General features: G+C 69.6%; 16 protein-coding genes and 1 pseudogene. 7 read left to right on the forward strand and 10 right to left on the reverse strand.

Features of this window, described 5'->3' with window-relative positions:
- Positions 1-175: 175 nt before the first annotated feature.
- Positions 176-2,308: an FUSC family protein gene (locus ABD978_RS27630; protein WP_345360736.1), complete on the reverse strand. Its 2,133-nt coding sequence runs from the start codon at positions 2,306-2,308 to the stop codon at positions 176-178.
- 592 nt (positions 2,309-2,900) lie between these two features.
- Between ABD978_RS27630 and ABD978_RS27635 the strand changes: the two genes are divergently transcribed.
- Positions 2,901-3,776, forward strand: a complete 876-nt coding sequence (locus tag ABD978_RS27635) for a Gfo/Idh/MocA family protein (RefSeq protein WP_345360740.1) — start codon at positions 2,901-2,903, stop codon at positions 3,774-3,776.
- A gap of 30 nt (positions 3,777-3,806) precedes the next feature.
- On the opposite strand, the gene ABD978_RS27640 is transcribed toward ABD978_RS27635, so the two are convergent.
- Together ABD978_RS27640 and ABD978_RS27645 are read right to left on the reverse strand one after the other, a co-directional pair.
- The gene (locus ABD978_RS27640; RefSeq protein WP_345360743.1) at positions 3,807-4,649 is read right to left on the reverse strand and encodes a DUF2267 domain-containing protein; all 843 of its coding nucleotides are present in this window, start codon (positions 4,647-4,649) and stop codon (positions 3,807-3,809) included.
- 18 nt (positions 4,650-4,667) lie between these two features.
- Positions 4,668-5,147, reverse strand: coding sequence for an Hsp20/alpha crystallin family protein (locus ABD978_RS27645; protein ID WP_345360746.1), 480 nt, complete (start codon positions 5,145-5,147; stop codon positions 4,668-4,670).
- Between the two features lie 389 nt (positions 5,148-5,536).
- On the opposite strand from ABD978_RS27645, the gene ABD978_RS27650 reads away from it, so the two are divergent.
- Both ABD978_RS27650 and ABD978_RS27655 read left to right on the forward strand, forming a co-directional pair.
- Entirely contained in the window at positions 5,537-6,904 is a 1,368-nt protein-coding gene (locus tag ABD978_RS27650) for an NAD-dependent succinate-semialdehyde dehydrogenase (RefSeq protein WP_345360749.1), read from the forward strand.
- Positions 6,901-7,125 carry a hypothetical protein gene (locus tag ABD978_RS27655; protein ID WP_345360752.1) on the forward strand — a complete coding sequence of 75 codons (225 nt, stop codon included), beginning with the start codon at positions 6,901-6,903 and terminating at the stop codon, positions 7,123-7,125. Before ABD978_RS27650 ends, ABD978_RS27655 begins: the two co-directional genes overlap by 4 nt.
- Before the next feature lie 135 nt (positions 7,126-7,260).
- On the opposite strand, the gene ABD978_RS27660 is transcribed toward ABD978_RS27655, so the two are convergent.
- Positions 7,261-7,626, reverse strand: a complete 366-nt coding sequence (locus ABD978_RS27660) for a hypothetical protein (RefSeq protein WP_345360754.1) — start codon at positions 7,624-7,626, stop codon at positions 7,261-7,263.
- Positions 7,626-7,943 carry a hypothetical protein gene (locus ABD978_RS27665; RefSeq protein ID WP_345360757.1) on the reverse strand — a complete coding sequence of 106 codons (318 nt, stop codon included), beginning with the start codon at positions 7,941-7,943 and terminating at the stop codon, positions 7,626-7,628. The genes ABD978_RS27660 and ABD978_RS27665 overlap by 1 nt, the downstream gene beginning before the upstream one ends.
- Positions 7,944-8,187: 244 nt before the next feature.
- Between ABD978_RS27665 and ABD978_RS27670 the strand changes: the two genes are divergently transcribed.
- Positions 8,188-8,772: a DsbA family protein gene (locus ABD978_RS27670; protein ID WP_345360760.1), complete on the forward strand. Its 585-nt coding sequence runs from the start codon at positions 8,188-8,190 to the stop codon at positions 8,770-8,772.
- A gap of 539 nt (positions 8,773-9,311) precedes the next feature.
- Complete coding sequence (locus ABD978_RS27675) at positions 9,312-9,812, forward strand: LLM class flavin-dependent oxidoreductase (protein WP_345360763.1); 501 nt, start codon at positions 9,312-9,314, stop codon at positions 9,810-9,812.
- A gap of 11 nt (positions 9,813-9,823) precedes the next feature.
- Here the strand turns inward: ABD978_RS27675 and ABD978_RS27680 are convergent, their stop codons facing one another.
- Complete coding sequence (locus tag ABD978_RS27680) at positions 9,824-10,174, reverse strand: hypothetical protein (RefSeq protein WP_345360766.1); 351 nt, start codon at positions 10,172-10,174, stop codon at positions 9,824-9,826.
- A gap of 437 nt (positions 10,175-10,611) precedes the next feature.
- On the opposite strand from ABD978_RS27680, the pseudogene ABD978_RS44020 reads away from it, so the two are divergent.
- Positions 10,612-10,716: pseudogene (locus tag ABD978_RS44020) on the forward strand (transposase); the annotation flags it as partial.
- Between the two features lie 141 nt (positions 10,717-10,857).
- On the opposite strand, the gene ABD978_RS27685 reads toward ABD978_RS44020, so the two are convergent.
- Positions 10,858-12,345, reverse strand: a complete 1,488-nt coding sequence (locus tag ABD978_RS27685; protein ID WP_345360769.1) for an endo-1,4-beta-xylanase — start codon at positions 12,343-12,345, stop codon at positions 10,858-10,860.
- Between the two features lie 1,006 nt (positions 12,346-13,351).
- Between ABD978_RS27685 and ABD978_RS27690 the strand changes: the two genes are divergently transcribed.
- The gene (locus ABD978_RS27690) at positions 13,352-14,794 is read left to right on the forward strand and encodes a non-reducing end alpha-L-arabinofuranosidase family hydrolase (RefSeq protein WP_345360772.1); all 1,443 of its coding nucleotides are present in this window, start codon (positions 13,352-13,354) and stop codon (positions 14,792-14,794) included.
- 253 nt (positions 14,795-15,047) lie between these two features.
- Here ABD978_RS27690 and ABD978_RS27695 read toward each other — a convergent pair whose 3' ends face one another.
- The 3 genes from ABD978_RS27695 to ABD978_RS27705 all read right to left on the reverse strand — a co-directional run bounded on the left by ABD978_RS27695 (position 15,048) and on the right by ABD978_RS27705 (position 18,953).
- Positions 15,048-15,824 (reverse strand): SDR family oxidoreductase, encoded by a 777-nt coding sequence (locus ABD978_RS27695; RefSeq protein WP_345360775.1) that lies wholly within the window; start codon positions 15,822-15,824, stop codon positions 15,048-15,050.
- Positions 15,821-16,867 (reverse strand): zinc-dependent alcohol dehydrogenase, encoded by a 1,047-nt coding sequence (locus ABD978_RS27700; RefSeq protein ID WP_345360778.1) that lies wholly within the window; start codon positions 16,865-16,867, stop codon positions 15,821-15,823. The genes ABD978_RS27695 and ABD978_RS27700 overlap by 4 nt, the downstream gene beginning before the upstream one ends.
- A gap of 154 nt (positions 16,868-17,021) precedes the next feature.
- Positions 17,022-18,953 carry a DUF8034 domain-containing protein gene (locus tag ABD978_RS27705; protein ID WP_345360781.1) on the reverse strand — a complete coding sequence of 644 codons (1,932 nt, stop codon included), beginning with the start codon at positions 18,951-18,953 and terminating at the stop codon, positions 17,022-17,024.
- Positions 18,954-19,016 lie beyond the last annotated feature (63 nt).

Raw genomic sequence — 19,016 nt, forward strand, 5'->3', positions numbered from 1 at the left:
CCGGCTCGTCGCGGAAGTAGCCGAGCACCGGATCGACCGGCAGGGCCCGGTCCGCGCGCCGTCCGGCGAGCACCGAGCCCAGCGCCGGCCGCCACCGGGCGGTACCCGGTTCTCCGCCTCCCTGTTCCTCGCGAGCTGCCATCGACGCGACCGAAGCCGCCCATGCGTCGCGCGGTCATCCTCCGCCGGGCCGGCCGGTCACCGTCGCACGGCTGAGTTCCCTGAGTCGCTCGGCGTCAGCGATCAGCCCGTACACCATGTCGCGAGTGCCTGCAGCACCCGCAGGCTCCACCGAAGTTGCACCGGGGGCGAGGTGGCCGACGAGTCCGGCCCGGCGCCGGCCGGGCGGCTCCGGTGAGCGTTGATCGCGGATGCCGACTTCGGCCTGCGGCATTGCCGAACCCGGGTAGGGAAAGGCGAGAACCTCGTCGGCGCCCTGGTCAAGATGGTCGGCGACTTCACGCGCGGCGGTAGCGATGGCACCGACCGGGACGGCGGCGAAGGACGCCGGCGATGTCAGGCGTTCTCGTAGCCGCCGCGCGGCTCTGCCCGTCTCACCGATGCGCGAGATCTGTTCGTCGGGTGACGCAGCCTTCCGCCTGAGCCTGGTGCCGGTCGCTTCGAGCGCGGCGGCGGCCGACGCCGCCTTCCGGCCCGCGCCGCGGATCCGGGACTCGCGCCCCCTGGACGGTTCGGCGACCGCACGCGCGAGAACGGCATGGATCTGCAGCAACCGGGCCAGCCGCTCGGCTATCCGCCGCTGGATCCCGGCCGGAAACAGCAGTTGCGCGAAGAGCATCGCGAGCAGGGCGCCCGCGAGACTGAGTACGACGCGCAGGATCCCGGCCCGCCAATTCAGCGGCGCGGTGAAGTCGATGAGGAGCATGGTCATCGGCGTGCCGAGCGTGATCCAATAGCCCGTGTTCACCGGTTTGAGCGTGAACCCGAGCGCGCCGCTGATGAAAATCAGGGCGAGGAGGGTGATCCGCCCGGGCGCGAGTGCCAGGGCAACGGCGGCGGCCATGGCGCCGACCGTGGTGCCGACGGCCTGCTGCAGGACCATCCGCACCGTGTCGGTGTACGAGTCGCGCAGGCTGAACAGTACGGTCACGATCAGCCAGTGCGGGTGAGACAGGTGCAGTCCGACGGCCAGGAACATGGTCAGCGCCAGCGCCGCACCCATGCGTGCGGCGTGCCGGAACCGGGGTGATCGGGTCCTGACCGCCTCGACGCACCGGGCCCACCAGGCACGGATCCCCGGCAGTCGTCGCCCGGCGATGCGCCGCTCTTGCGCTAGGACCCGACACACCGTGTCGGCCGACGCATTCATCCGGCCGATGATCCGGTCGGCGTGGAGGCGCAGCGCGACGGTAGGCAGGCCGGCCCGCCCGGCGATACCCCGGCTGTCGTGTTCGCCCAACCGGCTCATCGGGACCGAACCCGCCGCCACAGTGTCGGGCGGCACGTCCGCATCCGTCTCGATCGCCATGCCGAGCGTGCGCAACCGGACGGCGACGGCGGTGAGGGCGCCCCCGAATTCGGCCTGCCACTCCATTGGATACGGCCGACTTTCCAGGCGCAGCGCGCCCAGGGCGGCTGCCTCGCCCATCACCTGATCGATCGCCGCAATCATACGAGCCGGTCGCCGCTGTTCCTCAAAGCCGCCCGAGCGGTAAAGGCCGTAGACGATCCGGGCGGAATGAAGGTCCGAATAAGCCGTGGCGCGCCGACGAGACCACTCGTCCGGGTCCAGGTCAGGGCCCGCCAGATCGTCGAGCGTGTCGGCGACCGAACATGCGGCAGCGGCGATACCAGCGCGCAGCGGCCGGAGCCTCCGTACGACCCACGGCGCCAGCAGCAGCACACAGATCCACGCACCGCCCAGCGTCTCCAGCAGTCCGTTGTACAGCACCGGGCTGGTCGCCGGTCGCAGCGCCGCGACCAGCGTGCACAGCGCCGCCATCGGTCCCAGCTCGGGAATCGCCGCGCCGAACGCTGCGACCGCGGATGTGACCACCACCATCAGCCAGTCATGGCTGCTGACCAGGCCGCCGAGCCAGGAGAACAGCGTCACGACGGCGACCCTGATGATTATCGAGCGGGCACGGGCGCCCTGGGGCCCCTGCGGTCCGATGACCCCGACGTAGAAGGCCCCCAGGGCGACGAGCTGGCTCTCGGCGACACGCCCGGTGATCAGGCCCGCCACCAGCGGGACACACACGCCGGCCGCGGTCACCAGCCCATAGACCGGCGCCGCGCCGCCCTCGAACGTGGCGAACGCCCGGCGCAGCCACAACAGCGATGACACGGTGCTCCCCCGGCGACGTGGCAGCGGTCTCCGCCCCTTACCCCACGACGTTCACGCCTACCCACCACGGTCCCGGAGCTGCGGGCGGCTAAGGCACATGGCCCGCGTAGCCGGGGGACGGGGCCCAGGGAATGAAGCGACCATTAGGCCCCTAGCCAGCCGAAATGTTCGGCTGGCTAGGGGCGGTCACATCAGCCCTAATGATCAAGCGGGGGCCCGCGCACATCACCGGCTTCATCGAAGCGCTCCCCGCGGCGGACCCGAACCGGCAACACCTCGTCTCGGCGTACGTCTCTGCAGCACAGAGCCAAGTACGGCTAAGCGTGGAGTTCATGGTTCGGCTTGGGCGGCGCGCCAGAAGAGGTAGGACGCGATCAGAAGGACCCAGGCGCGGCCTGGAGCTGCTCGACCCGGGTCTGGTCTCCTGTTGGCACCTGACGGCCGGAGTTCGCCGATATCGACGGACCGGCACCTCACGTCCCCCAGTACGGCGCGGCCGGCCGCGAACCCTGAAGCCTCGAGTTCCCGCCTGGGTGAAGGACACAAGCCTTCCCGCCTCCTGCGCGACGGGTCGGGTGATTACGGTGAGTGTATGAGGATATCGGTGGGACTGGTCGGCGCGGGCCGCTCGGCGGCCGAGTTGTACGCGCCCTCGCTGGCGTCCGCCCCGGCGATCCGGTTCGCGGGCGTGTGGTCGAGGTCGCCGGAGGCCGCACAGGGCCTCGCCGCGCGATGTTCGGTCCCCGCCTTCGGCGGCTTCGCCGAGATGCTCGACCACTGCGACGCCGTCGCGTTCGCCGTGCCGCCCGCCGCGCAGCCGTCCCTCGCCGCCAGGGCGGCGGGACGGCACCTGGCCCTACTGCTGAGCAGGCCGATCGCCGACGACCTGGCCGGGGCGGAGGAACTGGCCGAGGCCGTCGCCGACGACGTGGTCTCCCAGGTGGCGTTGACGTGGCGCTATGCGCCCGCCGTTCGAACCTACCTCGACACGCAGGTCAGGCGGGCGCAGCCGGTCGGCGGCACCGCCCGCCTGATCTCCGCGGCGCTGGCCTCGGACGCGCCGGTGTGGCGGGCCGGGCGGGGTGTGCTCATGGACGTAGGCGTTGACGTCGTGGACCTCCTCGACGCCGCCCTCGGCCACACGGCGCTAGTCCGCGCGCACGGCGATCCGCGCGGCTGGATCGGCCTGCTGCTGGAACATGAGGGCGGCCGGTACAGCGAGGCCTCGCTGCTGGCCACCGCGCCGGCCGACCTACCCGCCCGCGCGGAGATCGAGGTCTTCGGGCCGGGCGGCTCCGCCATGATCGACTGCAGCGACGCGACCGGGCCCGAGGCACTCGGGACGATGGTCGAGGAGTTCGCGGACGCGGTCGAGCACCGCAGGCCGCACCCATTGGACGTGCGGCACGGCCTCCACCTCCAGCGGCTGCTCGACGCCGCGGAGACCGACCTGCTCGCCGGCCGCTGACCAGGAAGTCGCGCCGGGCGTACCCGGACATCACGGCACGGGCAGCAGCACAGAGTAGTCCGGCGGCAACTGGACGGTCACGTCGAAGTACTCCTCGTCGCCGACTGCCTCGCGCAAGGTGGCGAAGACCGCCCGGGCGTGCTCGCTCGCCGTGAACCGGTCGGTTCCCTCCCGGTCGGCGATGATCTGGAGGAACCTGTCCAGGCTCATCCGCCGCGCCGTGCCGCCCGTCGCCGCCCTGCCGCGCCGGAGTGGATCGTGCAGCGACAGTGGGAGCCGCGGGATGAGGTCGCCGACCTCGCCGCCCGCGATGCGCTGGGCGAGCGCTGCCAATACGGCCTCGGTGGCGCGTCGCGCTCCATCGATGTCGAGGCCGGTTCGCTCCGCCACCCGGGACAGGAACTCTTCGCCCGGCATCACCGTGAAGAACCGATGCTGGGCCTCGGCGATGAGGGGTTCGAAGTCCTGGGGCAACTCCGCCGCGATGTCGTCGATCTCATCGGCGCGTACGGCCCGCCCGAGTGCGAAGAAGACGGCGCGTGCATGCCGCTCGGCGGTCTCGACATCCACGCGGGCGCGTTCGGCCACGCGGCGCAGGAACTCATCCATGTCGAAGCGTTCGGCGGCGGACTCGGTGTAGACCCACGGTTTCATCTCGGCCGGAAGTTCTTCCAGAAGATCCCGCGCCTCCCCTGGGGAAAGCCGCTCGGCCAACGTCGTGAGCGTCGCCCGTGCCGCACGTTCAGCCGCGTCAGCGTCAAGACCGGCGCCGCTCTGTACCGTGTGGATGAACTCGCGAAATTCCATGAGGCTGCTCCGCCACTTGATCAGCCGCGACGTCGAGACCGGCCCGCCGCCGGCGCGCCGCGTCACCGGCGTCATGGCGCCCCGTTACGTCCCACGCTGAGCGCCCTTAACCTGCGACTGCTCGTCCGTTGACTCGGTCTGCGTGATCTTGATGTGATGGCTCTGCGCCCGCTGTGCCTTAGGGATGACCAGCGCCAGAACCCCATCGTTCATGGACGCCCTCACGTTGTCCGCGTCGACGTCGGAGGGCAACGAGGTGTGGTAATGGAAGCGTCCGAACCGCACGCGCAGCGCGTGCGAGCGCTCCTCGCGCTCCTCACGAACCTCGCCGCTCACACAGAGCTCGCGGTCCCGGATGGAGACGTCGACTTCCTCAGGCGAGATCCCGGGCAGCTCAAGACGGACGATGTAGCTCTGGTCGTTCTCGTCGATCTCCGCGACCGGGACCCAGGGCCGGTCGGCCTCCGTCTCGACGGCCGGCTGGATCAGACCGGTCATGCGGCTGAGCAGTTCCTGTACATCGGCGAACGGATCCCGTCGCAGTACCACGGCGGTCGGTTCCACTCCGTGCAGCCGGCCTCCCCTGGTGCGCCTCGTCGGCAATGTCATGACTTCCCCGATCTTTCGTACGTGTGTCTTCTTCTACCGGACCTTTCCGGCGGTCTCGGGTGAAAGGGACGGGTATCAGAGTTGAGCGCGGTCTGGAGAATCGTGGCCGTCTCTTGACCCGGGTCCCGGAGCTTTCGCTCTCGGAGCCGCGCGCCGCGCACCTCCCGGCGCGACGGCCCGGCGGTTTGACATGCGACCGCGCCGGGCAGGCTGATTCAGGGTCGCCGCCAGAAAGGCGCGCCATATCCCTACGCCCTGATCGGGCTCGCACACGTCGTGGCCCAGTCCGTCCGCAGCACGGTGAGCCGTCGGCGAAAGGGTTGAGAGAGATGCCCTACCAATCGGTGAATCCTTACAGCGATGAGGTGCTCGCCACCTTCGACGAACTCGACGCAGTGGAACTGGAGAGCGCTCTGGCGCGTGCCCGGTCGAGGTACGAGACCTGGCGCGAACGCGGCTTCGACGAGCGCGCGGCCGTCACCCGGCGCGCCGCACGCATCCTGCGCGAACGGCGGGAGGAGTTCGCCCGCCTCCTGACCCTGGAGATGGGCAAAGTGATCGGCGAGAGCATCGAAGAGGTCCTCCTGACGGCCGACATCTTCGACTACTACGCCGACAACGCGGAGGACTTCCTGAGACCGGTCCACCTCGACGCGCGTACGGGGGACGCCGTCGTCGTCAACAGCCCGATGGGTGTGCTGTTCGGGGTGCAGCCGTGGAACTTCCCGTACTACCAGCTGGTCCGCTTCGCGGCCCCGAACGTAATGGCGGGCAACGTCGTCATGGTCAAGCACTCGTCGAGCGTGCCCCAGTCCGCGCTGGCCTTCGAGCGGCTGTACCGCGAGGCGGGCGCGCCCGAGGGGGTCTACACCAACCTGTTCATCACCAAGGAGCAGGCCGCGACGGTGATCGACGACCCACGCGTCAGGGGCGTGGCGCTGACCGGCAGCACGGAGGCGGGCGCCGCCGTCGCGACGCGCGCCGGCAAGGTGGTGAAGAAGACCACCCTGGAACTGGGCGGCAGCGACCCGCTGATCGTCCTGCCCGACGCCGACCTGGGCGCGACGGTGCACTGGGCCGTGTGGGGACGGATGCACAACTGCGGCCAGAGCTGCGTGGCAAGCAAGCGACTGCTCGTCCACGAGCAGATCGCCGACAAGTTCCTCGAGGAGTTCACGGCGGCGCTCGGCACGCTGACCCCGGGCGACCCGATGGACGAGCGGACCACGCTGCCGCCGCTGTCGTCGCGAACCGCCGCCGAGAAACTCCGGGCGCAGGTCTCCGAGGCGGTCGAGCACGGCGCGCGGGCGACCGAGGTCGGCGATCCCGTGCCCACGACCGGAGCGTTCGTGCAGCCGACGATCCTCACCGGGGTGGCGAAGGACAACCCGATCTACGGTGAGGAGCTGTTCGGCCCAGTCGCGATGTTCTTCCGGGTCGGGGACGAGGCCGAGGCGATCGCCATCGCCAACGACACCCGCTATGGGCTCGGGGCTTCGGTGTTCACCGGCGACGAGGAACACGGCCGGGAGATCGCCCGGCACATCGACAGCGGGATGGTGTTCGTCAACCATCCGACCTGGACCTCGCCCGAGCTGCCGTTCGGCGGGGCCAAGGACTCCGGCTACGGCCGGGAACTGTCCGCGCTCGGCATACAGGAGTTCGTCAACAAGAAGCTCATCGACGTCGTCCCGATCGACGCGCCCCCGTGAACGACGCGGACGGGCCGGCCGCCAGACCGATCCGGGCCGCGCACCGGGTAGATGAGGATCGCCGCGACGTCATCGCGCTGGCGGCCGGCGAGCTGGTACGGGCACAGCGCGAGAAGCTGCGGCGGCTCTACTACAAGGGCAGGATCAGCGCGGAGGTCCTGCGGGCCGTGGACCGCTGGCTCGACCTCGACGACCCAGACGTCCACGGCGAGGTCGGCTGACCGGCGAGCCCGACACCGGCCGGCACGGGTACGGCCGGGCCCGCGCGGACACCCTCGACCGGACACCCGGTACCCCGCCGGGCATGCGGCACCCTGCCGGGCGCCGATCGCCCCGGCGACCGGCCCGACGACCCGCTACGACCGACCGCCGGCCCGCCCCTCACTCTCGCCGACAAGCCCCGGCAGGTGTGGAACGGACGCCCGGCGTTGCTCGGCGGTGGTGGTGACGCGCTCGCGCGGCTCGTCGCTGTCCAGGCGCGCGGGCGGGCTGTCGCGCCGCCCCTCGGGGATCACGGCGACGCCCATGGCGCCGCAGTTCGGACAGGTCACCTCTCCTCCGGTCGGCGGCAGCACCGGCACGCCGTCGAGCCGATAGAACGCGAACGTGGCGCCGACGTCGTCGGTCACGTACTGCACGTCGTAGTCGGCGGTCCAGGTGTGGCCGCAGCGCCCGCAGACGAACCTGTAGCGCTCGACGGCGACGTCGGCTAACATCGTCATCACAACCCCCTGTTCATGGACCGGCTCTGGCCATCGTTCCCATGACGGGCCGGGCGGCCGCCGCCGGGGCACTCGTCGATCCCGTGGTTGGGGTGCCGGCAGCCGCCGGAGGGTTCGGTGTCGAAGCACACCGGCGCCACGGCGTTGGCGGCGAAGTCGTTTTCCGGCACCAGGACACGCGCCACGGCCGAGTCGTCGACGCGGCTCATGTGGCGGACGGCGTTCGGCGCCGTGAGCTGCGCCGCGCCCAGTCCCAGGCTCGCTGAGCCCAGGCCCCAGGCCAGCCCACGGAACGGATGATGATCTCGTTCGCTCATACGTTCCCCCACTCCGAGCGCGATGCCCGTCTTCTTCCACGGGACTTCGTCTTCCGGCGGGGGCCAAACTGCCTGGCAAGACTTGAGCCAGGCTTCACGCCTCATGGGCGCCTGCCCAGCCCGGCAAAGGCGCCGCCGGTGTTTAGGTCACGCCGTCAGGGCAGGGTCAGGCCATTATGGGCCTTTGACCAGGTGCGATGCCAGAACACCGGTCGGCCCGCCCGAATCGGACTTAGGAGGCCTCGTGACCACATGGATGCCCATGGCCCCCGCACCGGACCGCGTTCCGGCCGGTGCGGCGGTCGGCGGAGACGGCGTCGTGGTCGGCGCCGGTCCCGTCACCGTCGACGCCTACATCGACTTCCAGTGCCCGTACTGCAAGCGGTTCGAAGAGGTCGCCGGGCCGACCCTGGACCGGCTCGTAGCCGACCAGCTGATCAACATCGACTACCACCCGATGTCGTTCCTGGACCGCCTGTCGACCAATCACTACTCATCGCGCGCCGCGTCGTCGTCGGGCTGTGCGGCCGACGGCGGACGGTTCCGGGAGTACGCCCGGGCGCTGTTCGCGGTGCAGCCGCCCGAGGGCGGGCCCGGCCTGACCGACGAGGAGCTGATCGAGAGAGGCCGGTCCGTGGGGCTGACCGATCCCGGCTTCGCCCGCTGCGTGCTCGGCGGTGCCTACCTGGGCTGGGCGGCCTACGTGACCTTCGCCGCCGGCCGGCGCGGCGTCGGTGCGACGCCGACCGTCATGGTCGACGGGGTGCCCGTGCCCGCCGACCCCCGGGCCGTGGCCGCGGCCGTGGCGGCGGTCCTCGAGGAGGCGTGACCGGCGGCCGTACGCCGCATCGGCCAGGTCCGTCGCAACGCGGGACGGCTCACACGTCCCCCTTCCGGCCGGCGCGGGCCGGCCGGAAGATCCCCCACCGGGGCGCGCTCAGGTGACGCTCACGGTGGCCCGCACAATGACGGTCCGGGGCCAAGGTCGACAAGCCCGCATACCGACTCCGCCCGGGCCAGGTCGTCGAGGTCGCCGAGCGCAGCAAGGCCAAGACGCCGTTCGTGATCGCGGCGACGGGCGCCCACGCCGCGGCGCACCCGTCGTACCTTCGGGGTGACATGCCGGATCTGCGTACGTAGCTCGTACGAGCCGGCGCGGGAAGAGATTCCAATCCATCTGCGACGAGCAACTCGTCGTTTCGTCCGGCGTCGATCCCCACCCTCGGCGCGGCCCGGAAGACCGCGCGCCACCGCCGAGACGCGGACGCCATGTCTACCAAGGCTGGCGATGCGAGCGGCCATGCGAAGGACGATCGTTGGATGGTGTAACGCCATCTTGATGCAGGAGCTCCGAGCGTCCAGCCGATCATGCTGTTCTCCGTCGAAGGCCGGGATCACGGCACCGATCCGAAGAGCCGCATGAGCCTGCTGCGCGAACGGGTCCTCGCGATGAAGGAGATATGGGCAAAGGAACGGGCCGAGTTCCACGGCGACTTCGTGGACTTCGACCCGATCTTTTCCTGGCCCAAGCCCGTACAACGCCCGAATCCCCCGATCCTCGTCGGCGGTTCCGGGCCGAGAACGCTCGATCGCGTGCTGGAGTACGGCGACGGCTGGATGCCGACCTACGACTTGGGCATCGAGGAGATCGCCCGCAAGATCGCCGACCTGCGGCGGCGGGCGTCCGACGCCGGGCGCGGGCCGATCCCCGTGACCATCTACGCCGTGCCCGGCGATCGTGGCATCGTCGCCCGGCTGGCGGATGCGGGCGTGGACCGGGTGCTGTTCGACCTGCCCACGCTCCCCGCGGACGAGACCGCACGGGCGCTGGACGAGTTCGCTGCGGTCGCCCGGAACGCGCAGCGATAGACCTCGGGGCGTTACTTCAGCCTGTCGAGCATGCCGTGCAAATGAGCCGCAGCCACCTCGATGTCGTCGTACTTCCGCTGCGCCGCCCGCACCTCCGCGGCGATCACACCGCACCGGTGGGCCCTCTCGAAGTCCCCGTAGGGAAACTTGTACCTGGATTTCTCGTCCTTGGAGTAGTCGTCGTCGATGCCGAGGTACCACCTGCCGTAGTCGTCGAATCCGAACGTCTGGATGAACTCGTTCTCCTGCTGCGTGGACGGCTGGTGTTCGCTCCATTCGCCCATCTCGTCGACGACGGCTCTCCCCTCGTCGATCAGTTTCTTCGCGTACGCGAAGGACCGCTCACTCAGCTTCACTGCCATGGCTCCCCCTCGATCCGCGGCCAGCTACTCGGGTCGCCCGGGGGGGCGTGCCGGGCACCGGCGGGGATCGCCCCGGGCAGCTGCGCAGCGGGCTGTGTGTTGTCAGTGCTTACCTTCAAACCTTTCGCCTTCGGGCGTCCGGACCGGCCATCCGTGATCTCGATGTGGTGGCCCTGGCCTCGCTGGATGAGCCCTGTCATGCGATTGACCAGCTTATTCGGGCAGTGGACCGCCGACTCGATCGCGACGCTCCTAACGTGGCCAGGGAGCTGCGCTGACCGGTGTCGCCGCGCCGAGACGTGCGTCGGACGGCGTCCGTTGCCGGTTCTCCTCCACCGTGCGAACGAACCCACGCTGACACCAGTTGATCTTGAATCCTGGACCCAAGCCGATCTTGATTGAGCGGCGATCGTGTGGGTGCGGGAGAAAGCCCGGGGTTCGTCCCGTTCCCGCAGTTCGATCCGGAGACCTGCAAGGTCGTGTGCTCCACGAACGCGATCGAGAGGGTGAACGCCCGGATCCGACGAGGGATCGGGCACCGCTCCGACCGGAGCGATGATCGCTGCTCGATCGGCGAAGATCCCGCCAGGTGGTCGCTTCCGGCGCGGGGGTTTGCCGCGCCGGAGGCTCTTCTCGTCAGGCAGGGAGATCAGCAGGTCGAGTTGGTCTGGGCTGCTGGAACGTCACTGGGAGCCGGCGCCGCCGTCCCAGGTCCATTTCTGGTTGCCGCCGCCCCAGCAGGAGTACAGCTGGAGCTGGGTGCCGTTGCCGGTGCCCTGGCCGGAGGCGTCGAGGCACAGTCCGGATTGGACGCCGACAATGGTTCCGTCGGAGTTGACGCGCCATTTCTGGTTGTCGCCGCCCCAGCAGGAGTAGATCTGTACCTTGACGCCGTTGCCGGTGCCGGCGGCGTCCAGGCACTTGTTGCCGTAGACCTTGAACTCGTTGGCGGAGGTGTAGGTCCACTGCTGGTTGCCGTTGCCATTGCAGTCCCACAACTGCACCTGAACGCCGTCGGTCGTGCTCGCGTCGGGCACATCCAGGCAGCGGCCGGAGGCGACGCCCTTGATCTGTCCGCCGCCACCGGGCGGCGTGACAGTCGGAGTCGGAGTCGGAGTGGAGGATGATCCGGCGTTGAGGGCGTTCAGGACAGACGTGTAGGCGGCTTTCTTGTTGCCGTTGCCGTCGAAGAGGAGCGGGGTGTCGCCGGACCGCCAGGAGTCGCTGTCCCGTACGCCCCAGACCGTCATGCCGACGCAGCGCGAGACGGCCAGGCAGTCGTTGGTCACGTTGGCATAGGTCGTGGCCGAGGCACCCTGGATGTCCAACTCGGTGATGGCCACGTCGACGCCCAGGGCGGCGAAGTTCTGCAGGGTGGTGCGGAAGTTGCTGTTGTAGGGGTCGCCGCTGTTGAAGTGGGACTGGAAGCCGACGCAGTCGATCGGGACGCCGCGGGACTTGAAGTCCTTGACCATGTTGTAGACGCCCTGGGTTTTGGCGGCGTTCCAGTTCTCGATGTTGTAGTCGTTGTAGCAGAGCTTGACGCTCGGGTCGGCCGCCCGCGCGGTACGGAAGGCGACCTCGATCCAGTCGTTTCCGGTGCGCTGCAGGTTGGAATCGCGCCGGCCCCCGGAGCCGTCATCGGCGAAGGCCTCGTTCACCACGTCCCAGTAGGCGAGTTTGCCTTTGTAATGGGCCATCACGCCGTTGATGTGGTTGATCATCGCCTGGCGCAGCGCGCTGCCGCTGAGGCTCTGCATCCAGCCGGGCTGCTGGGAGTGCCAGGCCAAGGTATGACCGCGGACCCGCATTCCGTGCTGTACCGCCCAGTTGTAGACCTGGTCGCCGGCGCTGAAGTTGAATTGGCCCTGCTGGGGCTCGGTGGCGTCGATCTTCATCTCGTTCTCGGGCGTCACCATGGTGAACTCGCGGCCCGCGATCGTGGTGTACGCCGAGTCGCCGAGCCTGCCGGCGGCGATGGCGGTGCCGAAGTACCGCCCGCTCTGCGCGGCAGCCGCGCCGAGCGTACTCGCCGCGGCATTCGAAGGAACCGCCACCGCGAGCGCAACGGTTGTCGTTCCGACGACGCCGAGGGCGAGGGCGACCAGGGCCCGGCGGAAGCGGCGGACGGGTCGCCGGGTTCCGGGCGAGGGTGTTTCTTCGGTGCTCACTCCTGAGCCTCCATAACTGAAGCATGGGAAAGGTCGGAAACGCGGGGACGCCCCCGCGGATTCGACGCCGCGTCCCTTCGCCGGGAACGCACACCACCAAGGCGTCGCCAGTTGTGGGCCCTGCCACGCCTGGCAGGCCCGACCGCCTCGGGGACTCAGTGTGAGTAACTTCCGGAAAACGTGTCAAGGCTTTCGAAAAGATTTCGAATGCTCATCATGACCCACCCCCCCGCCACCTACCTCTTTCAGTGGGTAAGTACGCTACCGAAAACTTTCGACGCTCTCCTCCTGAGCGCGGATCGCCATGAAAGCTTTCATCACGGCGCTTCACCGGGCAGGCGCAGCTTCGCGGATAACGCCAGATGAGCCACACTCAGCCCTGTCGCGCTCTCAGGCTGCACATCGGGACCCTTGACATATCTCCCCGGCTCATATTTGCTCCGCCCCACACCACCTTCGACCGACCCGCTGAAGAAAGGAGCTCGATCGACCGCCCGGATCGACAGCGATGACATTTCGCCTACCGTGCCTGATGGCGCATCCGGCGCTTCGATCAGCGCGGGTACCGGTGGCGGCAACGGCGACGCGGCCGTCGGCGGCCTTCGCCAAGGCGTCATCACAGCGGCCTCCTTCGGCGACGTCTCCGACACTGTCAAAGTCCACTCCCGCTAAGGCCCGGCCGGCCGGCCACCACCCAATTGACAACCGTTGGCACAGACGCAGGGCGACGGCCCGTGTTACCGGTAACACCGCTGACGCGGGTCTCGGTCATCCACTGCTCACCCGTATCCCAACGGTGTCCTCCGATTGACGGTGAACCCGTTGCCCGCCTCATTCGTCCCGCACCGTCTCACGCAAGGATCGGTATGAGACATCCACCCCGCACCATCCGGCCGAAAGTCCTGACCGCCGGCTCCATCGCCGTCACGGTCCCGGCCGAGATCCGGACTCGCAACAGCGCCGGCAACCAGAAGTGGTCCCGTAACCGACCTGGGAGGAGGTAGCCATGTGCAGAACACATATCGGGCAGGGACGCCGCGCGCTGACGGCGGCGCTGGTCATGGTGGCCGCGGGCGCGGTCGTCCTCGCGCTCACCCTGGTGGCCGACCCGGCTCGGGCCGACGTCACCGGCGCCCTGCGCGGCGTCGGTTCCGGCCGGTGTCTGGATGTGTCCGGCCAAAGTCAGACCGACGGTACATCGCTGCAGATCTATGACTGCTGGGGCGGCGCGAACCAGCAGTGGACGTCGACCTCCAGTGGCCAACTGACCGTGTACGGCGGGAAGTGCCTGGATGTGCCGAACCACGCGACCGCTGCCGGTACCCGGGTGCAGATCTGGACCTGCAGCGGTGGCAGTAACCAGCAGTGGCGGGTGAACTCCGACGGCACCGTGGTCGGCGTGGAGTCGGGGCTGTGCCTGGACGTCACGGGCGCCGGTACGGCCAACGGCACCGCGGTGGATCTCTGGACGTGCAACGGCGGTTCGAATCAGAAGTGGACCGGCCTGTCGGACACGACTCCGACACCGCCCCCGACCGGCGGCACGTGCTCTCTTCCGTCGACGTACCACTGGACGTCGACGGGTGCGTTGGCGACGCCGCAGAACGGGTGGGTCTCGCTCAAGGACTTCACCAACGTCGTCTACAACGGCAAGCACTTGGTCTACGCGTCGAACGTGTCGGGATCGTCGTACGGTTCGATGGCTTTCAGCCCCTTCACGAACTGGTCTGACATGGCTTCGGCCGGCCAGATCGGAATGAGTCAGGCCACGGTGGCGCCTACGCTGTTCTACTTCGCGCCCAAGAACATCTGGGTGCTGGCGTACCAGTGGGGCGCGTGGCCCTTCATCTACCGGACGTCGAGCGACCCCACCAACCCCAACGGCTGGTCCTCACCTCAGGCGCTGTTCACCGGTAGCATCTCCGGCTCCGGCACCGGCCCGATCGACCAGACGCTGATCGGTGACGGTTCGAACATGTACCTGTTCTTCGCCGGCGACAACGGCAAGATCTACCGGGCGAGCATGCCGATCGGGAACTTCCCGGGTAGCTTCGGCTCGTCGTACACGACGGTGATGAGCGACTCGACGGCCAACCTGTTCGAGGCGGTCCAGGTCTACAAGGTCCAGGGTCAGAACCAGTACCTGATGATCGTTGAGGCGATGGGGGCGAATGGGCGGTACTTCCGCTCGTTCACGGCCTCCAGCCTGAGCGGTTCGTGGACTCCGCAGGCCGGCAGCGAAAGCAATCCGTTCGCGGGCAAGGCCAACAGCGGGGCCACCTGGACCAACGACATCAGCCATGGTGACCTGGTGCGCAGCAACCCTGACCAGACCATGACCATCGATCCCTGCAACCTGCAGTTCCTCTACCAGGGCAAGTCCCCCAGCGCCAGCGGCCCCTACGACCAACTGCCGTGGCGTCCGGGTCTGCTGACGCTGCAGCGCTAGCCTGCGTGATCCACGGTGATCGCGTGATAGTGGCCGCCGGCGTGTAGGTGAGCCCGGTGCCCCTCCCGGGAAGGAACCGATGGTGTCGAGTCGACCAGGTTCCCGCCCGGGAGGGGCGCCTCCGCGGAGCAGCTCCCGTCGGCGCCCGCCCAAGCCCATCATGCCGACGCCTCGCCGGCGCGGCCCCGTCCACCACTGAAAGGAAACGCCGTTTCAAGGCCCCCTCATCGAGGGGTGTACGGTGTCGGCCCGCTCACCGACCCAGCCAGCCGCCGTCGACCGGGATCAGCGCGCCGTGCACATAGTCGGAGGCGGCCGAGGCGAGGAACACGGCGACGCCGCCGAAGTCCTCGGGCCGTCCCCAGCGCCCGGCCGGAATCCGATCGAGGATCGCCGCGTGGCGGGCCGGGTCCTCCCGCAGCGCGCGAGTGTTGTCGGTCTCGACATAGCCGGGCACGATCGCGTTGACGTTCACTCCGTGCCCGGCCCACTCGTTCGCGAGCGCACGGGTCAGGCCCGCGATCCCCGACTTCGCCGCAGCGTATCCGGGTACGTAGATCCCTCCCTGGAAGCTGAGCAGCGACGCGGTGAACACGATCTTGCCCTGTCCGCGTTCCAGCATCCGGCGGCCGACCTCGCGGGTGAGCGTGAACTGGCTGCTGAGGTCCACGGCGATGACGTGATCCCAGTCGGCGTCGGAGTGCCGCGCGGCGGGAGCGCGGACGATCGTGCCCGCGTTGTTGACCAGGACGTCCACCGGCCGGTCGAGTTCCGCGAGCCGGGTGGCCAGGTCGGCGACGGCCGTACGGTCGGCGAAGTCGGCGCTCAGCGCCAGGCACTCACGGCCGAGCGCGGTGACCCGGGCCGCTACGTCGCTTCCGGAGCGCTCCAGGTGCGCGCTGACCGCGACGATGTCGGCCCCGGCGGCGGCCAGCGCCTCGGCGATGGCGAGGCCGATCCCCCGGCGCGCGCCGGTGACCACCGCGAGCTTCCCGCTCAGGTCGAAGGCCTGCGGGCCGGGTCGGGTCATCGGGCGTCCGCCTTTCCGTTCGCCCTGCAGTCGACCAGGACCTTCATGACGCCCGCACCCGATTCGAGCGCCGCGAAGGCCTGTGCGGCACGGTCGAGGGGTTCGATCCGCGAGATCAGCGTCCGGGCGGGGATCTCGCCCTCCGCGATGAGGCCCACGGCCGTCTCGAAGTCGGCCCGGTCGTACAGGCGGGCGCCCAGCAGGGTCAGCTCGCGCCAGAAGAAGCGGTGCAGGCTGATCTCGCGCGCGACGGGGTGAATGGCGACCTGGACCATCCGGCCGCGGGTGGCCAGTGAGTCGACGGCGGTGGCGACGGCGGCCGCCGCACCGGAGACCTCGAACGCCACCGCGGCGCCCGCCCCGCCGGTCCACCGTTCGACGATCTCGGTGAGGCCCGCTCCGCTCGGGTCGGCGACGGTCAGCCCCAGCCCTTCGGCCACGGAGCGGCGGTACGGGTCGGGTTCCACCAGCAACACGTCGGCACCGGACCGGCGGGCGACGATCGCGATGAGCAGCCCGATCGGACCGCCGCCGACCACGATCGTCTTCTCCCCCGGCCGCAGCTCCGCGCGCCGTACGTCGTGCACGGCCACGGCGGTGGGTTCGACGAGAGCGGCCTGGTCCAGAGCCAGGTCCTGAGGGAGCCGGACCAGTGCGGCCGCGGGGACCGTCCAGCTGTTCTGCATGGATCCGGCCGCGTCGATTCCGAGGAAGACCAGACGGTGACAGATGTGCGCGTGGCCCGCCCGGCACGCCGGGCAGGTCCGGCAGGGAACCAGCGGCATGACGGTGACGTGGTCGCCCGGCCGCCAGTCGCGGAGACCGGAGCCGACCTGTGCGATCCGGCCGGACATCTCGTGGCCGATGACACACGGCGGGTCCACCCTGCCGTCCATGTCACCGTGGAAGATATGCAGGTCCGTACCGCAGATTCCGGTGTAGGCGACGTCGACACGGACGTGCCCCGGCGGCGGTGGCGTGAGTCCGGCGGTCTCGATCGCCAGCCGCCGTGCCCCGGCGTAGGCGACGCGTCGAGCGTTCATGCGGGTTCCCCTTCGCGGGGCGAGGCCGCGTGCGGGCAGTTCTCGTCCTCGGGGCGGGCGGGCCGCGTCGGGACGAACAGGGCTGAGCGCGTCACTACGGGTCCTTTCGTGTTCCTTGTGAAGGGAGGAGGCGGTACGGCGGGCGGTCGTCTCGTCATGACGACTCCCCGGACGACTGCGCGTCGAACGGCGTCCGATAGGACGGCGGGCGCGTGCGCAGGTCGAGTCCCAGCGTCAGGCGGATCCGGGTCGACCGGGGCAGCACCACGAGCAGCCAGGAATCGTCGACGCGTGTCTCTTCCGACGTCACCACCGGTCGGCCGTGCCCGTAGTCGTATATGTCGCCGATCCAGGACGGGTCGTCGCAGACCGTGTGGCGCACCGTGCCGATGGTGTGCTCCGCGAACGCTCCGGCCTGCACGATGACACGGCGCGTCGACCGCGGGTCGAGGTTCACCAGGTCGACGACGGTCGCCTCCGGGTCGATGCGGGACACGAGCGCAGCCACCGAGAGGGGCAGGCCCGGGCGCCGCGCGTCGGCGTCGTAGTAGCGCACCCGCGCCTGCTGCAGGCCGCCGTTGTAGACGACCTGCGGGCCGCCCCAGGTCAGCTGGACCAGGGCCTCGGTGACCACCGGGTTCGACTGCTGCCACACGTGAATGTCGGCTTCGGGCACGTCCATGCCGCGGTAGCGCTCCATGCGGGCCAGCCGATGCCGCACCTGGGCCTGTGCGGCCGCGAGGATCCGCTCCGGGTATCCGGGGTCGTCGCCGGCGAGGAAGACGAACCACGGTTCCTCGTGCCCGGCCTCCTCCTTGCTGCGGAACGCGCGTACCGTGCACCAGTCGTAACCGGCGGCCGCGCGCAGGCGCTCGATGCGGTCCCGGTCGGCGCGAGAGGCGGAATGGTGCCAAAGCGCGGTGGGCACCGCCATCAGCATGGGGTTGTAGTCGAACCAGCCGCGGTCGCCGTACCGGAACGGCACGTGCAGCGTAGGCGTGTGGACGTCGTCTTCGAGCTGGACGGTCCACTTGGACCCCAGGCTGGAGTCGGCCTCGGTGAAGGCCATCACCTTGCCGTGGGCGATGATCTCGTCCAGCGCCGGACGTACGAGGTCGAGATGGGAATCGTCGCCGGTGGCGGCGGCCGCGGCGAGGGCGCCGACGATCGCGGCGTGCCCGACGCTGTACCAGCCGTGCGGCCAGGACCAGCCGTAGTGGCCGCCGTACCAGCGGCCTTCCAGCAGGCCGCCGACCGTGCCGTCCGGGGCGACGCTGTCGGGCAGGACGCCGTCGTTGGCGGCGGCCCGCTCGCGCCACGCGCCGACGTACTCGGCGATCCAGTCGCGGTAGCGCGGCTCGCCGGAGAGGATCAGGGCGTTGAGGACGAGGCCCGAGGCGGCCAGGTTGACCGCGGTGTCTCCGGTGCCCATCCTGCGGCGCATCTCCTCGCCGAGCCGCGGGTCGCGGTCCGATTGCTCCGGCTCCGCATCGGCCGGCAGCACCCATTCCAGCGGGAAGCCGTACATCCGTGCCTCTTCGGACAGCCAGGGATAGGCGTCACCGTCGAAGAGCCCTTCCCGCCATGGGTCGGCGCCGTTGTGCGGTCGGCGGATGACGCGGTGCTCGGGGTCGTAGTTGCCGTGCGCGGGATCGACGTACAGGTCCGCGAACCGCAGCGCTCGCTCGGTCCAGCGCTCGGGGGCGGCCATGCACAGGAAGTAGAACAGCAGGAGGCTCTCGCCTTGATGGAACCAGTCGTAACCGCGCTCGTACTCGTCCCGCAGCATGCCCAGTTCGGTCAGCTGCCGGGTGACTCCCTCCCAGTGCCGTTCGGACGCGGCGAGCAGGTCGTCGGCCCCGCCGAGGAGGTAGAGCTGGGGCCAGTTGAAGAAGGCCTCGTAGAAGTCGTCCACGCCGTCGCGTGAGGTGAGCCGGCCGTGGTAGAGCAGGCGTCCGTCCGGGCCGGTGAAGTCGCGTTCGAACCGGCGCCAGGCGTAGTCGAGCAGCTCGAACAGCCGGCGTTGCGCTATCGCCCAGCCCGGTGGTTCGAGCAGCGGTACCGAGGCCGTGATGACGGGGTGCATCCGGGAGTTCTCCATTTCAGGGCGCGGTCGCGCCCGCGGTCAGCGGGGCACATGGGTGTGTGC

Origin of the sequence: Actinoallomurus liliacearum (genome assembly GCF_039542035.1) — a bacterium.
In the GTDB taxonomy this organism is placed as follows: domain Bacteria; phylum Actinomycetota; class Actinomycetes; order Streptosporangiales; family Streptosporangiaceae; genus Actinoallomurus; species Actinoallomurus liliacearum.

Bases quoted from the DNA above. Each gene is read 5' to 3' on its own strand.
- ABD978_RS27690 (WP_345360772.1), top strand. From the start codon at position 13,352: ATGTGCAGAACACATATCGGGCAGGGACGCCGCGCGCTGACGGCGGCG.
- ABD978_RS27665 (WP_345360757.1), bottom strand. From the start codon at position 7,943: ATGAGCGAACGAGATCATCATCCGTTCCGTGGGCTGGCCTGGGGCCTG.
- ABD978_RS27675 (WP_345360763.1), top strand. From the start codon at position 9,312: ATGCTGTTCTCCGTCGAAGGCCGGGATCACGGCACCGATCCGAAGAGC.
- ABD978_RS27680 (WP_345360766.1), bottom strand. From the start codon at position 10,174: ATGGCAGTGAAGCTGAGTGAGCGGTCCTTCGCGTACGCGAAGAAACTG.
- ABD978_RS27635 (WP_345360740.1), top strand. From the start codon at position 2,901: ATGAGGATATCGGTGGGACTGGTCGGCGCGGGCCGCTCGGCGGCCGAG.
- ABD978_RS27700 (WP_345360778.1), bottom strand. From the start codon at position 16,867: ATGAACGCTCGACGCGTCGCCTACGCCGGGGCACGGCGGCTGGCGATC.
- ABD978_RS27695 (WP_345360775.1), bottom strand. From the start codon at position 15,824: ATGACCCGACCCGGCCCGCAGGCCTTCGACCTGAGCGGGAAGCTCGCG.
- ABD978_RS27705 (WP_345360781.1), bottom strand. From the start codon at position 18,953: ATGCACCCCGTCATCACGGCCTCGGTACCGCTGCTCGAACCACCGGGC.
- ABD978_RS27660 (WP_345360754.1), bottom strand. From the start codon at position 7,626: ATGACGATGTTAGCCGACGTCGCCGTCGAGCGCTACAGGTTCGTCTGC.